The following is a 14,927-nucleotide window of genomic DNA, read 5'->3' as shown; positions in this document are numbered from 1 at the left end:
GCAGGCGTGCGACATTAGTGAATGTTGACTGCAACCACGAGGTCGATTGCAGCAAACCGATAAAGCAACGGGATGATAATCTTGGTACGTCACTATCTATTGGCCGGGGTAACCCTCGCCCTGCCGTTCACGACGATGGCGCAAACCGCGCCGGTGCTCGTAGCGACGCCAGTCGCCGAACCCGCCCCGGTAGCCGACGCGGCCCCGGCCGAGCCACAGGCCGCCGACATCGTCGTCACTGGCTCACGCATCGCACGTTCGCAGTTCGCCGCGCCGAACCCGATCACCTCGTTCAACGCCGCCGCGATCGAACAGTCGGGCAACGTCAACATCACAAACTTCCTCGAACGCATCCCGGCGTTGACAGGCTCGCGCGACTTCACCCAGACCTCGGGCGGCAATGCGGTCTACAGCAATCCGTTCGGTGCGGCCGGGCTGAACGAGCTCAACCTGCGCAACCTCGGGGTCAGCCGGACCCTCGTCCTCGTCAACGGACGGCGGCACGTCGCCGGCGAGCAGAACAGCGCCGCGGTCGACGTCAACAGCATCCCGACCGACCTGATCGACCGCGTCGACGTGCTGACCGGCGGCGCGTCGGCGGTCTATGGCGCCGACGGCGTCTCGGGCGTCGTCAACTTCATCCTCAAGCGCGACTTCGACGGAATCGCGGCGCGCAGCCAGTTCGGCATTTCGGACAAGGGCGACGCGGGCAACCGCTTCGCCTCGGTCGCGGTCGGGCACAACTTCGCCGGCGGGCGCGGCAACCTGACGCTCGCGTACGAATATAACGCCGACGACCGGCTCGAGAACGACCAGCGCAAATATCTGACCGGGGCCAACCGTGTCTATCTGATCCCGAACGACGCCGCGGCGACCGACCCGAAGGCGTTTCACAACATCCTCGTCGGCGACCTGCGCTATCCGGGCGAATCCCCGATCGGCGCGGTCGACGTCAACAACGACGGCATCGCCGACTTCAACGGCCTCGGCCAGCCGTACCGCCACGGCACCCCTGCCGCTTATTACTCGACCGGCGGCGACGACACGCCGGTTGCAGGCTTTTACTCGGGCGATCTCGCGCCGCGGATCGTTCGCAACGACGTCAACCTGCTCGGTCATTACGACGTCTCCGACGCGCTCAAACTGTCGGTCGAGGGCAAGTTCGCGCAGACGCGAGCGACGACGTCGGATTATTATATCGGCACCTACGGAACGTCGATCGGCCTCGACAATCCGTTCGTACCGACCGCAATCCGCGACGCGGCACTCGCCGCCGGGCAGAACCAGGTCAGCGTCACGCGCGACAATATCGACTACGGCCGCCACGGCGAGAGCGACCTGCGGCGGACCTACCGCGGCGTCCTCGACGCCTCGGGCCGGCTAAGCGAGCACGCGACGTATGATACCTATGTCGAATATGGCCGGACCGACATCGCCATCACAAAGCTCAACGACGACTTTGCCGTGCCCTACGCCCAGGCGCTCGACGTCGTCACCGGCGCGAACGGCGCCCCGGTCTGCCGCTCGAACCTGACCGGCGGCAATCCCGGCTGCGTGCCCGTCAGCCTGTTCGGCCCCGGCCCGATCAGCCGCCAGGCGCTCGGCTTCTTCCAGATCGACGACACCAGTTTTGCGCGCATCACCCAGTCGGTGGCGAACGCCTCGGTCAGCGGCGATTTCGGTGCGTTCTTCGCGCTGCCCGGCGGCCCGGTCCAATTCTCGTTCGGCGGCGAATACCGGCGCGAGACGAGCAGCTTCCGCCCGAGCGACAACCTCCAGGCGAACCGCTTCGTCGCCTTTACCGAGCCGACCCTCGTCGTGCCATCGGGAGGCAAGTTCGACGTCAAGGAGGCCTTTGGCGAATTGAACGCGCCGATCCTGTCGGGCCGCCGCTTCGCCGACACGCTGTCGGTCGGCGCCGCGTATCGCTTCTCGAGCTACTCGACGATCGGCGACACGCACACGTGGCAGATCAACGGCGTCTATGCGCCGATCCGCGACATCAGCTTTCGCGGGTCGTACGGCAAGGCGGTCCGCGCGCCGAACATCGGCGAGCTGTTCCAGCCGGTCACCGGCGACTCGTTCTTCTTCACCGACCCATGCTCTCCGGCCGAGATCGGCAACGGTACCTCGTTCCGCGCCGCTAACTGTGCCGCCGTGCTGCGCGCAGTTGGCGCGACCGTGTCGCCGGCGCTCCAGACTCCCAACAACATCGTCGGCGTCCGCTCGGGCAACGCCAGCCTTCGCGCCGAGGCGGCGACAACCTGGACCGCCGGTGTCGTCCTGCGGCCGCGCTTTATCCCCGGGCTGACGGCGTCGGTCGACTATTACGACATCACGCTGAAGGACGCGATCAACACCCCGGACCCTTCGTCACTCGCGACCCTCTGCGTCGACCAGCCGTCGATCGACAACCAGTTCTGCCGGGCGATCAGTCGCGCGCAGGGCAACGGAATCATCAACGGCTACACCGTCCAGCCGCAGAACGTCGCGCAGTTCCGCACCGCCGGCGCCGACCTCAATGTCGACTATGTCTTGCGGACCGCGTCGGTCGGAACCTTCGACCTGCGCTTCATCGGCGGATACCTTCGGCGCCTCGACTTCATCGGCACGCCGGGCGCGGCGCCGACCGACAGGCTCGACACGCCGGGTGCGCCGAAGTGGAACTTCAACTTCTCGCCGAGCTGGACGCATGGCCCGGTCACGCTGACGTATAATCTGCGCTGGATCGACGGGACGCGCGCGGTCGACAAGCTGACGACCGACAACGACCCGCTCTACGCGCCGCCGGGACAGCTGCGCTACCGCGAGGCGTGGCAGCACGACGTCCAGGTCGGCTATGATCTGCCGAGCGGTGTCTCGTTCTACCTCGGGGCGCTCAATCTGACGGATCAGCAGCCCGATCCGGGCAATTCGATCAACCAGCCGGTCTCGGCGGTCGGCCGGTTTCTCTACGTCGGTGCCAAGGTGCGACTGGGAAAATAATAGGGCGACAGCCGGCACGGGGGTGACCGGCGCGCAGTGCGCCGGGCTAGCGTCGAGCGCGCGCTAGCGATAACCGACCCCGATGTCCCGGCCTATCCTCCCGTATCTCCAGGCAGCCGCGGGCATCGGCGCTCTGTGCGCGCTCGACGCGTCGATCAAGCACCTGACGTTCGACTACCCGATATTCTTCGTCACCTTCGGCCGCTATGTCACCGGCGCGGCGATCGCGACGTTAGTCTGGTGGCGTCAGAGTGCGCCGCGCTTCACGACCGGGATGATGCGTGCCCATGTCGTGCGCGGCATCCTGATCGCGTTGACGGCGACGCTGTTCTTCTTCGCGATCCACACTCTGCCGCTGGCGGAGGCGATCACGCTCTCGTTCACTGCGCCGCTGATGATCCCGCCAATGGCGCATGTGCTGCTCGGCGAGCGGATGAAGGGGCCGGTCCTCGGCGCGGGGCTGCTCGGCTTTGTCGGCGTCGCCATCACGGTCCAGGGAGCACCCTCGTTCGCCGGCGACCGGCTGCCGGCGCTGGCCGCCGTCCTCGCCGCTTCCGTCACCTATGCCCTGTCTGCGATCGCGATGCGCGCCCGCGCCGCCGCCGACGGGTCGACGCGGCTGACGCTGAGCGGCACCGTCATCCCGATGATCCTGCTCAGCCCGTTCGCGGTCGGTCACGCCGTTCCCGCCGTCGCGAGCTGGCCGTGGTTCGTTGCAGCGGGAGTGTTTGGCAACGTCGGTATCCAGCTGCTGGCGCGTGCCTATGCCAGGGTCGAAGTCCAGGTCCTCGGCATCCTCGAATTCACCGCGCTGCCATGGGCGGCGCTGCTCGGCTGGCTGTTGTTCGGCGAAGCGGTGCGGCTGCAGGTCTGGGCCGGTGCCGCGATTATTCTCGGGGCGTGCCTGTGGGCGGCACGCGCCGACCGACGCGTGGCCGAGACGGCACCGCTCGCGCCATAACCGATGCGCGACCGTGGCCGGCTGAATCTCCGTTTGGTCTTGGAGTTTTATGACGGCAAAATCGGCTCGCCGTTGCCAGAACGCTGCTAATTGTCAGTCGTCCGCTAGCCGACTTTGATCGCGCTGAGACCGAAACCCGGTCTTTATCTTTAGCCACGGCGACTCGCGCTTTTAACTTCATGCTTTGTAAAGACCTAGGGTGCAAGCAAGGCTTATGGTCGCTCGTTCCAGCCCCGGGTTCGAGCCCGATGACGTTCGTATCGAACTCATCTCGGCGTTGTACCTCGTGTTGTGGCCGACGATCATCATCACCTTCGTGTTCGTCTCCGTGGCGGCGTTTTCATTTTCGCAATCGGACGCCTCGAGCAGGGGTTGGCTGATGGCTATCGCGGTCTCCGGAGCAGCCGCCGCGATCTATAAATTGCTTCTCTTACTTCGTTTTAAATCGCGATCGCAGCCAGCCCTGACCGTTGCACAAGCACGGTGGTGGGAGCGCAGGCACGCTTATTGCGGCTGGGTCTTCTCCGTGGCGGTCGGCAGCTTGACCGCATTGAACTTTAGCAATCCTTCACCTCTGCCGCAGCTGCTCGCGACCGCCTTGTTGTTCGGACACAGTTCCGGCATCGTCGTGCGCGGATTGGTGCGGCCACGGACCTGCACGATTTCACTTGTTTTGACGGTTGCTCCGGTGGTCGTGGCGGCGGCGATGCGGGGCGATCTCGGGCATTACCTGCTCGCTGTGACCTGCACCCTCTTCATGCTCGGCGGCCTCGAGAGTGTATGGAGTGGCTATAATGGTCTGCGGCGCCAGATCGATGAGCGTAACGACCTGGCGAGCGTCGCTCGACACGATCCTTTGACCGGGCTCGCGAACCGCCTGGGGTTACGGGAGGGGTTCGACCGGTTAATGCGTGCGAGCGACGAGGACACAAAGCTTGCCGTCCATTGCCTAGATCTCAACCGGTTCAAACCCGTCAATGACCGCTATGGCCACCCGGCGGGCGATGAGCTGCTGCGGCAGATCGCGGGTCGGATCCGTCGGTCGATCGGTCCCGGTAACGTGGCGGCTCGAACGGGTGGCGACGAGTTCGTTGTCGTTCAGAACCGCGTTCGAAATCACAACGACGCCGAGGTCTTCGCCGACGCGCTAAACCGAGCCATCTCGGCACCATATAGCGCGAAGGGTCACGTCATCTCGGTCGGCGTCAGCATCGGCTCGGCCGTCGCGGGTGTCGCCGACATCTCGTTGGCCGGTCTGATATCCGAAGCGGACGATGCCCTTTTGATCGCAAAACGGGACGCCTGCCGCGTGTTCGCCGCCGTCGAAGCCCGGTAGAGCCCGACTTCGCGACCGCCCTGGCTGCAGGTCGGCTGTTGTCCCGCGTCGTACCCAATTTGGCAGCGGCACGTTCTGACCGGGGAAGTGAAAGAGATCAAAGTCGCCATTGATAACAGGCGTCAGGTCGGTAGGCCGAGGCGGCTCATTCCATATGGTCAGGGGCGTAGCCCGGCGTCGGGATGATCGGCAGGACCATGGCAAGCGCGGCGATCGCGATCAGCCAGCTTCCCGCAACCTTGAGCGCGATCCCGCGCCGCGTCGAGACGAGCCACACGGCGGGAACGACGAGGACAAGCACAGGTGTCGCCTTTGCGAGATCGAGCGTCGTGCCAAGAAGCGCGATCGTCGCGCCCGCCCAGATCCCGGCGTTCGCGCCGAGCACCAGCGCGCCGCGCGATCCGATGGGACGACGCAGGTGAATCGAGGAGGCGGTAACGATGACGCTCGACCAGCAGCCGAAGAAGACATATTCGACCCAGTGCGGCGCGAGCGGAGCTTGTGCGACGGCGAATGCCGCAATCAGCGCGGCGACGATCGCGGGCAGACGGCTCCCGCGCGGCGCATAAGCCAGCGCAAAGGCGAGTGCTGCGAACAGCAGCGCCGGAGGCAGGACGCCGCCCCTCATTTCGCGAGCGCGGTCCACAGGAACCAGACGCCGGCGAGCATGACCAGGCCGCCCATGCTCCGCGTGACGATCGCGCCGCCGGGGCGGTCGTTGATCAGGCCGAGACTGATGCCGACGACGTGGAGCATACCGGTGGCGAGGACGAAGCCCGCGCTATACCCGACCGGATCGGCCGCCGACGGCAGTTCCTTGCCGTGGGCATAGCCGTGGAAGATCGCGAAGATCGCGACGATCAGCGACGCCAGCCAAACCGGGGCGCGAACCGCACCAGCGATCATCGCGCCGAGCACGAGGACCGACAGCGCGATGCCGATCTCGACCGGCGGCATTGGCACCCCGGCGATGCCCATGACCCCGCCGATCGCCATCACCGTCGGGAAGATCACCGGCAGGACGACGATCAGCGGACGGCCGAGAAATGCGCCCCACAGCCCGACCGAAACCATCGCCAGCAGGTGATCGAAGCCGCTCAGCGGATGGAGGAAGCCCGACTGGAAGCCGCCTGCCAGCCCAGTGCCGGTGTGCGCCGCCGCCGGTGCGGCGAACAGCATCGCGGTTGCAATCAGCAGCGGGAGGATCGCGGACCGATGCGTCCGCCCGCGCCATTGACCGTAACTCCGCGCGGCGGCATCGCGGTCGCCAGCCTGTCCGGGATCAGCCGATATCATGCGCAAGCTCGCTTTCCTTCTTGCCGCCCTCGGGTCGGCAGCCACCCTCGACGCGCACGATTTCTGGGTCCAGCCGCAAATCTTCGCCGCCGAAGTCAACGCCATTGTCCCGGTGACGATCGAAGTCGGCCACGGCCCGTTCCGCCAGCGCTGGTCGGCGGCGCTCGACCGCATCACCAAATTCGCCGCGGTCGGCCCCGCCGGGACGGTCGATCGCCGCGCCGACCTCAAGCGCCCCGACGGCGGACCCAGCGACGCCGACATGCGCTTCGCCGCTCCGGGCACCTACGTCATCGTCCTCGAGACGACCCGCGCCGAAAGCGTCCTGCCGGGCATCCGCTTCACCGACTATATTACCGCTGAGGGCATCGCTCCGGCGGTCGACCTGCGCGCGCGGAACAAGACGACCGATACGCCGGGGCGCGAACTGTACAGCCGCCGGGCAAAGGCGCTGGTCCGCGTCGGAACGTCGACCGCGCCGCAGCCGCAGGTGACACGGCCGGTCGGCATGACGCTCGAGATCGTCCCGATCCGCGATCCCTACGCGCTGGGCAGCGACATGACGCTGCCGGTGCAGATCCTGTACGACGGTCATCCGCTCGCCGGCGCGTTTGTCAAGCTCAACAACCTCGATTTCGATGCCCGCCCGGTCGAGACACACAAAACCGACGCGAAGGGACAAGCGACTTTCACGATCCCGTTCCGCGGATTGTGGCAGATGAACGTTGTCTGGACCAAGCCGATCGCGGGCAATCCCAAGGCCGACTTCGACACGGTATTCTCGAGCCTGACCTTCGGCTACCCGCGCCCAGGTGCAACCCCCGGGCGCGGGTAATATCGGCTCAGATCGGAACGGGCTTCGTCGTCAAGCTGAGCGGCGACAGGTCACTACACGGCACCGGGTCGGTCGCCTTGGTGTTGGGATCGGCGCGGTAACGTGTGCCGAAACACGTGCCGAGCATATCTTCGGTCTTTGTCACCGGGGTGACGGGGGTCGTCGAACCGCTGTTGCCGCCGTTATTGCCGCAGCCCGCTAGGGCCACGGCAGCGACGGCAAGGGCGACGATCGGGCGTACGAAGCGCGTCATGTCGATCTCCCTCGATTTACGGCTGGGTCTGCGGACGCGGCGAGCCGCGCAGCGGCGCATTGAGATACGGGAAGGCGTTCTGAATGTTCGCGGCGTTGCTCGGGGCACCGTCGGTGTACGCCGCCATACCAGTCGGCGCATCCGCCGGAGCGCAAAGTCCGAGGTCGGTCGCTTTCCCCGCTACTGGGATCGGATAGCACAGCCGCCCCATCGCAACGCGGAGGACGATGTCGACGACGTCGTCGCCTGGGCGGCGCCCGTTCGGGAAGCCCGCGAGATCGTTGCCGACGACACCGAAGGTGCTCTGCGAAGCCTGCGCGGTCGGCGCGATCGCGGTGTTCAACCGCAGCATTTCAGACGCGGTGACGGTCTTGAGCTGGTTGACCCCCGCGAAGCCGGTGAGGAAGGTCGCGACCAGATCCTTGCGGGGGAAGTTGGTCGGAGCGATCGATCCCGAGCCACCGATGACGCCACGAACCGGCGCGCGGAACAACGCGTCGAGGATCGCGGGGAAGGTCGGGTTGGTGACGTAATCGGCCAGCGCGGCGTCGCCCTTCGGCTCGGCGGCGTTGAACAAGTCCTTGTCCTTGATCCCGATGACGAGCTCATTGACCAACGGCATGCCAAGGCGCGACACTTGGACATAGGCTCCGCCGGTGAGCGTCGCCTGGTTGAAGGTCGGCGCGGTGCGGAGCAGGCGTGCCTGCGGCAGGCTCGTCGTCGACCAGACGCCGATGACGCCGTTGCCCGAGCCCACGAGGCACGACTTAGGGATTTCCATCGCGATCGACGTGACGTTCTTCTTGCCGATCAACTCCTGGTTGTCCTGGCTCTGGGTGATGCCGCCGGGGAAGGGCGTGCCGTTGCCATAAACCGGATCATTGTCACCCTCGACCGGGACGAAGTTAACGAGGTCGAACACCGGCCCGAGGTTGACCGCAAAATATTCGGCGCGGCTGCCGACGAAGACCTTGGCGGGAGTCGCGCAGCCGGGGATCGTCGCGCCGTAGATGAACTGGTTGGCATAGTTGGCATAGCCGCCGGGGAAGCTCTTGTTCCCGGCGTTGTCGAACGGCTTGTAGAATGCCGAAGTCCCGACCGGGGTGATCGCAGCGCGGGTGCCGAGGCGGCGGTCACCGCTGACCTGGGTGATCGTGTACGTCTCGACCTCGCCGAGGTTGCCATCGGCCGGCTTTGACTGCCCCCCGATCTCGCGCAGCGGAATCGACAGGGTCTTGCCGCCGACGTTGAGCTGGATGCCGGTGTCGGCGGTCAGCGCGTTGCTGAACTTGAATTGGTAGGTCAAATGCTCGACCGCGTCGCCGACGTTGTCGATGTGGATCTCGTAGATCGCGTCGGGATCCATCGTGTAATAGTTCGGGCCATCCCCCGGGTTCTCGCCGGGCTGGAAATTGGCGATGATCGTGACGTAATCCTGCCGACCTGGCTCATAGCTGGTGAAGGCGTAGACGTCGGTGTTGTCGACCTTCGGCATCTTGGTAATGTTGGGCGCTTCGCGGTGGCTCGAGGCCATGGCGGGCACTGCCCCGGCGGCGAACAACGCCGCAAACGCGGTTCCGGCGATCAAACGGTTTCGGATTTTCACGCGTCATTCTCCCTGCAGGCTCCGACGGTCTCCGCCGCGCGCGAGTTAATTACGGGTTCAGTTCGCGCGAGATGCAGTGCGGCCTAAATAAAGCTGCTCTTGTCGCCCAACACCGGCGCTATTGTCCGGGGATGTAACCTTAAGATAGTAGCTGCTGCCAAGTCCAAGTGCCTGAGCCGATCGCCACCGCGACAGTCCTCGGGCCTGCGGGCACCATGAGCAGACGCGGCCCGACCATTGCCGTGCTTCGGCACGATGCACTGCTGCTGCGGATCTGATCGACGACGACGCGGCGGATAGGAGCGATGGCTGGTGTCGGATCGCTCGACCAGCCGCCGTCCCAGACCATCAGCGCCGTGACATTGGTCTGCGCCGCCAGGGACGCGCCCACCTCGCGATCGGCTCCCAAAGCGGCGGCGATGATGCCCGCGAGCGTGCAGTTTTCGGCTGATGTCTCGGTGTCGACGACCGGCATCGGAATATCGGCCGTGATCGCCGTTAGCAGAGGCGCAGGTGGAGCCACGCGAATCACCGCCAATGCCGAAGGGACTGCGCGGATGGCGATGGATGCCGGTGTGGCGGCGGGCGCTGCGTGGATCGTCGAAGTCAGTAATATCGCCAGAAGCCCGGCATGAAACGCGGCGACGGCCCCGATCGCAAGCGAGTGTCGCGGCACCGTCATGCGGCCGGCCAAATTAGGAGCGGAGCGCTGCTTGTCATCTTGAACAGAAACGGGCGAGCCGTCTGGACGGTTGCGCGACGAGGGAGCGCGGTCGGCACAACCCAAGTCCCGCGTCCCGGCCAGGCGGTGAGTCACAGGGCAGCCTTTCGGCGTGCCGCCCGTTCGTGGCATCATCGAAACCGGTCGTCATCTATCTTTTGCCAGACCGCGCGACACTTACTCCATCACTGGGAGATATCGTGGATCTGTTATCCAGCGTTGGCGCACTCGGCCTGCCGCTTCCGGCGACACCGCAGCTGACCGATATCGCCGCAGCTGTCGCGGTCATTGTGGTCGGCGTCGGCGTCGGCTGGCTTGCCGCGCGGACCGGGGCGCATCCGCTTACCCGGCTGTTGCAACGGGCGACCGGCCGCCCAGGGGTCGAAGACTTCGGTGACCGGGTCCGCCGTCTGTTGCGCAGTGGTATCGCGGCGCTGGTGATGATAATCGGCGGCGCCGCGGTGCCCGATGGCGGCTATGCAGCCTTGCTGATGGCGGCGGCGACCGGGATCACGCTTGCGGTCTTTGCCTATCAGGTTGCGCGCGTTGCAGGGTTGCGTAGCGGATCCGCGGCGGGCGTGTCGGCGGTAGTCTTGATCGCGGGTGCCGCGTCGATGCTCGGCGGGCTGCATTCGCTGACGGCAAGCCTTGATGGCTTCGCCTTCAAGGTCGGAACCCATCGGCTGTCACTGCTCGGGCTCGTCAACTTTGCATTGGTGGCGATCGTCCTGTTCGTCCTCGCGCGTTTCCTCAACCGGATCGTCAGTCATTCGATTGGCCGGTTGAACGGGTTCGACGCGGGTCAGCGCGTGCTGTTGCAAAAGCTGTCGGGCATCGTTGTCGTCGTCTCGGCGGTCTTGCTCGGCGTCGACCTGCTCGGCATTGATCTGACGGCATTGACGGTATTTTCCGGTGCGCTCGGGCTCGCAGTCGGATTCGGATTGCAAAAGACGCTCGGCAATCTGATCGCGGGAGTCATCCTGCTCATGGACCGCTCGATCAAGCCGGGCGACGTCATCGTCGTCGGCAACACCTTCGGCAGCGTCAACAAGATCGGCGTGCGCGCGGTCTCGGTCGTCACCCGTGATGGCAAGGAACATCTGATTCCGAATGAGCAACTGATGACCGAGCCGGTCGAGAATTGGTCGTACACCAGCCCGAACATTCGTATCCATGTTCCGGTCGGCGTCGGCTACAAGAGCGACCTCGCCCTCGCCCAACGGCTGATGATCGAAGCTGCGGTCGCTTCCGAGCGCGTCCTCGCCACGCCGCGCCCGACAGTATGGCTGACGGCGTTCGGTGAAAGCTCGGTTGATCACGAAATCCTGGCGTGGATCAGTGATCCCGAAGCCGGAGTCGGCAATGTCCGCTCAGCCATACTGAATAGGTTGTGGGTATCGTTTCAGGAAAACGGGATCGAAATTCCGTTCGCCCAGCGCGATATCAACATCCGCAGTCTGCCGACCCCGTCAAAGGAGTGAAGAGGTAAGCCTCAACCCCTGCGGCAATCTCAGTAAAAATCAGCGACCTGCGGCGCCGGGGCCCGGCATGCCGCCGAACGGCCACGGTGGCACGCTGCGACCTGACGGCGCCAAGCGGCCATGGCATCGGCGTACGCCTCCTGCTGGCGCACATAGCGCCGGTCGTAGCGATTAACCGCGCGGTCGTGCGCGATCAGCGCGGCCATGTACGCATCACGATCGGCTGCATATCGCGCACCGCGCTGCGCCTGATGCATATCCGCCCGCTCGGCGGTGTAGGCATTCGAACCGCGGTTGAGCTGCTCGGTCGACGGTCCGCTCATCGGGGCGGAGGCCATGTCCTGCGGCGGCGACTGCGGTGCCATCTGCGCCTGTGCCAAGGCTGGCCCGGTCAGGGTGAACAGGGCCGAGGCTGCGATCAAAATTCTCATCGGGTTGCTGGTCGGGCTCACGAAACACATCCTTCGAGCGAGATATTCGCTTCGCAGGCACAACCGTCGCTGTTGTGGCAAGTTCCTCCGGCAGACCGCTGACGAGGTCGGCGATACCAACCTCAGACCCGCGCCAAACGCCCTGTTTGCCGGTGCGGGGCAAGGCGCCGCATTATCGTCGTTCTCTCCTGCTTTCACAGAGCTGTCATGATTTTCGGCCAGACACAATTACCGGATCGGGAGCATGGAATGAACGACAGACGGTCCGCCAGCTTGCGGCATTCGACGCGCAAGGCCACGCTGTGCGGGCTTCTCCTCATCATCGCGCGGGCGATCCTTGGCGGTGCCGGCGTGGCAGCGACGACTGCTGCGTACGCTGCGCCACTCCTGTTGATCTCGATCGACGGTCTACGCCCGGGCGACGTATTGCAAGCCGACGCGCGGGGGCTGCACGTCCCGAACCTGCGGCGCTTCGTCGACCACGGCGCCTATGCGGCCGGCGTGGTCGGGGTCCTGCCGACGCTGACATATCCCAGCCACACCACCTTGATCACCGGCGTCGCGCCGCTGCGCCACGGTATCGTCAACAACCTGACCTTCGATCCGACCAACATAAATCAGGTCGGCTGGTACTGGTATTCGGCCGACATCCGGGTGCCGACCCTGTGGGACGCGGCGCATGCGGCGGGACGGGTTACGGCGAATGTCCATTGGCCGGTCAGCGTCGGCGCGGCCATCGACTATAACCTGCCGCAAATCTGGCGGACCGGCCATGCCGACGACCGCAAGCTGATGCGCGTCGTCGCGACGCCGGGCCTCGTCGTCGACCTCGAACGCCGCCTCGGGCCGTATACGCAGGGCATCGACGAAAGCGTCGAGGGCGACGTCGACCGGACGCGGTTCGCGCTGGCGCTGCTCGGCGAGCATCATCCCGGTTTCATGACTGTCTATCTCACCGGGCTCGACCATATCCAGCATCTGTTCGGCCCCGATACGCCGCCGGCGCATGCGGCCCTTGAGCGGATCGACGGGCTGGTCGGGGAACTGATGGCGGCGGCCCCCGGCGCCGACGTCGCCGTTGTGTCCGACCATGGCTTCACCGCGATCGATACCGACATCAACCTGTTTGGGGCGTTCATCCGCGCCGGTCTGATCACGCTCGACGGAACCAAGGTCAAGTCGTGGGAGGCGGTGCCATGGTTTGCCGGGGGCAGTGCGGCGATCGTCATGGCCCGACGCGACGATCCGGTCTTGCGCGCGAAGGTGGCTGGACTGCTGGCGGACCTGCGCGCCAACCCGGCGACACATATCGCAGCGGTGCTCGATCACGCCGAATTGGTCCGACGCGGAGCCGGTGACGCCGCCGACTGGATGGTCGAATTTGCGCCCGGCACCGAGATGGGCCGTGATCCCGCGGCAGCGCTCGTCGCACCGTCGACCTTGAAGGGGATGCACGGCTACGACCCCATGGTGCCGGCGATGCGCTCTACGTTTCTGCTGATGGGGCCCGACGTAAAGCTACGCGGCGATCTCGGCGTGATCGACATGCGGCAGATCGCACCGACGCTCGCGGCGCTGATGCACGCACCGTTTCCCGGGGCCGATCTACCTGCCCTGGTCGAAAAAAGCGGTCGTTAGCGCGGCGCCGTATCCGCAAATAGCCGAACGCGGCGGGCAATTAGTGAAGCTTGAGTTTCGGCCGGATGATCTGGTTGACGTGGCCGACGACGATCAGCGACAGTCCCTTGAGCCAGCCGTGGATCGCGATCAGGTGCATCCGGTAGAGCGAGACGTAGACGAAGCGCGCGAGCCGCCCCTCGACTGCCATCTTGCCGCCGACGAGATTGCCCATCAGGCTGCCAACCGTGGCATAGCGCGCGAGGCTGACGAGGCTGCCGTGGTCCTGGTAATTGAATGACTTGAGCGGCTTGCCCGCGATCATCGCGCGGATATTGTGGAAGGCGATGTCGGCCATCTGGTGCGCTGTCTGTGCGCGCGGCGGCACCGGGCGGGTCGCGCCCGACGGCATATAATAGGCGCAGTCGCCGATCGCGAAGATGCGGTCGTCGCTCGTCTGGAGCGTTGGGCCGACGACGAGCTGGTTGTTGCGGGTCGTCTCGAGCCCGCCGATCCCCTGCATGAACTCAGCGCCCTTGACCCCGGCGGCCCAGACCATGAGGTCGGCGGCGATGAACTCGCCGGTCTTGGTCCGGATGCCCTCGGCAGTCGCCTCGACGACCTGCTCGGCGGTACAAACGCGAACGCCGATCGCCTCGAGTTCGCCCTGCGCCGCCGCCGCGAGCTTTTCGGGGAGCGCCGGCAGGATGCGCGGGCCGGCTTCAACGAGCGTGGTCTTTAGGCGCTTCGAGTCGAACACCTCAAGGCCATACATTGCGAGGCTGTCGGCCGACATATGGAGCTCGGCGGCAAGCTCGACCCCGGTTGCGCCGCCGCCGACGATCGCGACGCTGACGCACGCATCCGACGCGGGGTCGGTCTGAATCGACCGCGACACGCGCAGGCACTGATTCAACAGCTTGCGCCGGAAACGGTCGGCCTCGGTGCGTTCGTCGAGGAAGATGCAATGCTCGCGCACCCCGGGCGTGCCGAAGTCGTTCGACACCGACCCGACCGCGAGGACGAGATAGTCGTAGCGGATGCGGTGGCGGCCAATAATCTCGCGCCCGTCCTCGACAATCGGCGCGACGACGATCTGTCGCGCAACGCGATCGATCGCTTCGAGCGCGCCGTCGAAGTAGCGATAGCCCCAGCGGTGGGCGTGACCACGATAGCCGACCTCGTCGAGGTTGGCGTCCAATGACCCCGCGGCGACCTCGTGGAGCAACGGCTTCCAGATGTGCGTCTGCGCCTTGTCGACGAGGATGATGTCGTACTCGACCTTGCCGAGCGTCCGCCCGAGCCGCGCCACGAGCTCGAGCCCGCCGGCGCCCCCGCCGACGACGACGATCTGCGTCTTTTTCGCCCTGGTCATTAGTCCGCCCGGAGTCATCTCCATCCGCAT

13 protein-coding genes are annotated in these 14,927 nt (G+C 65.6%); 6 read left to right on the top strand and 7 right to left on the bottom strand.

Translation table 11 applies throughout. From position 1 onward, the window contains the following. Positions 1-81 precede the first annotated feature (81 nt). The 3 genes from KZX46_RS20055 (at position 82) to KZX46_RS20045 (ending at position 5,282) form a co-directional block, all read left to right on the top strand. On the top strand, positions 82-2,985 hold the full coding sequence (locus tag KZX46_RS20055) for a TonB-dependent receptor domain-containing protein (protein ID WP_226896074.1): 2,904 nt from the start codon (positions 82-84) through the stop codon (positions 2,983-2,985). Positions 2,986-3,067: 82 nt separating this feature from the next. After that, positions 3,068-3,946 carry a DMT family transporter gene (locus KZX46_RS20050; protein WP_219775417.1) on the top strand — a complete coding sequence of 293 codons (879 nt, stop codon included), beginning with the start codon at positions 3,068-3,070 and terminating at the stop codon, positions 3,944-3,946. A gap of 214 nt (positions 3,947-4,160) precedes the next feature. Then, complete coding sequence (locus KZX46_RS20045; RefSeq protein ID WP_216708484.1) at positions 4,161-5,282, top strand: GGDEF domain-containing protein; 1,122 nt, start codon at positions 4,161-4,163, stop codon at positions 5,280-5,282. Positions 5,283-5,427: 145 nt separating this feature from the next. Here KZX46_RS20045 and KZX46_RS20040 read toward each other — a convergent pair whose 3' ends face one another. Both KZX46_RS20040 and KZX46_RS20035 read right to left on the bottom strand, forming a co-directional pair. Beyond that, positions 5,428-5,910, bottom strand: coding sequence for a hypothetical protein (locus tag KZX46_RS20040; RefSeq protein WP_216708485.1), 483 nt, complete (start codon positions 5,908-5,910; stop codon positions 5,428-5,430). Then, positions 5,907-6,578 carry a HupE/UreJ family protein gene (locus KZX46_RS20035; protein ID WP_226896073.1) on the bottom strand — a complete coding sequence of 224 codons (672 nt, stop codon included), beginning with the start codon at positions 6,576-6,578 and terminating at the stop codon, positions 5,907-5,909. The genes KZX46_RS20040 and KZX46_RS20035 overlap by 4 nt, the downstream gene beginning before the upstream one ends. Between KZX46_RS20035 and KZX46_RS20030 the strand changes: the two genes are divergently transcribed. After that, positions 6,577-7,413 carry a DUF4198 domain-containing protein gene (locus KZX46_RS20030; RefSeq protein WP_219775416.1) on the top strand — a complete coding sequence of 279 codons (837 nt, stop codon included), beginning with the start codon at positions 6,577-6,579 and terminating at the stop codon, positions 7,411-7,413. The genes KZX46_RS20035 and KZX46_RS20030 overlap by 2 nt on opposite strands. 7 nt (positions 7,414-7,420) lie before the next feature. Here KZX46_RS20030 and KZX46_RS20025 read toward each other — a convergent pair whose 3' ends face one another. The 3 genes from KZX46_RS20025 to KZX46_RS20015 form a co-directional block, all read right to left on the bottom strand. Continuing rightward, a complete protein-coding gene (locus KZX46_RS20025; RefSeq protein WP_219775415.1) occupies positions 7,421-7,666 on the bottom strand; it encodes a hypothetical protein in 246 nt (81 codons plus the stop codon). A gap of 16 nt (positions 7,667-7,682) precedes the next feature. Beyond that, a complete protein-coding gene (locus KZX46_RS20020) occupies positions 7,683-9,272 on the bottom strand; it encodes a DUF4331 domain-containing protein (protein WP_226896072.1) in 1,590 nt (529 codons plus the stop codon). Between the two features lie 139 nt (positions 9,273-9,411). Further along, positions 9,412-9,954: a hypothetical protein gene (locus tag KZX46_RS20015; RefSeq protein ID WP_219775414.1), complete on the bottom strand. Its 543-nt coding sequence runs from the start codon at positions 9,952-9,954 to the stop codon at positions 9,412-9,414. Positions 9,955-10,193: 239 nt separating this feature from the next. Between KZX46_RS20015 and KZX46_RS20010 the strand changes: the two genes are divergently transcribed. Further along, complete coding sequence (locus tag KZX46_RS20010) at positions 10,194-11,474, top strand: mechanosensitive ion channel family protein (protein ID WP_226896071.1); 1,281 nt, start codon at positions 10,194-10,196, stop codon at positions 11,472-11,474. A gap of 29 nt (positions 11,475-11,503) precedes the next feature. Here the strand turns inward: KZX46_RS20010 and KZX46_RS20005 are convergent, their stop codons facing one another. Next, complete coding sequence (locus KZX46_RS20005; protein WP_219775413.1) at positions 11,504-11,926, bottom strand: hypothetical protein; 423 nt, start codon at positions 11,924-11,926, stop codon at positions 11,504-11,506. Between the two features lie 228 nt (positions 11,927-12,154). On the opposite strand from KZX46_RS20005, the gene KZX46_RS20000 reads away from it, so the two are divergent. After that, positions 12,155-13,543, top strand: a complete 1,389-nt coding sequence (locus KZX46_RS20000; RefSeq protein WP_370647494.1) for an alkaline phosphatase family protein — start codon at positions 12,155-12,157, stop codon at positions 13,541-13,543. Between the two features lie 40 nt (positions 13,544-13,583). Here the strand turns inward: KZX46_RS20000 and KZX46_RS19995 are convergent, their stop codons facing one another. Beyond that, positions 13,584-14,897 (bottom strand): NAD(P)/FAD-dependent oxidoreductase, encoded by a 1,314-nt coding sequence (locus KZX46_RS19995; protein WP_219775412.1) that lies wholly within the window; start codon positions 14,895-14,897, stop codon positions 13,584-13,586. Between the last annotated feature and the right edge of the window lie 30 nt (positions 14,898-14,927).

Source organism: Polymorphobacter sp. PAMC 29334, from assembly GCF_019431245.1.
Lineage (GTDB): Bacteria > Pseudomonadota > Alphaproteobacteria > Sphingomonadales > Sphingomonadaceae > Polymorphobacter_B > Polymorphobacter_B megasporae.
This window is presented reverse-complemented; position numbering and strand designations above follow the sequence as displayed.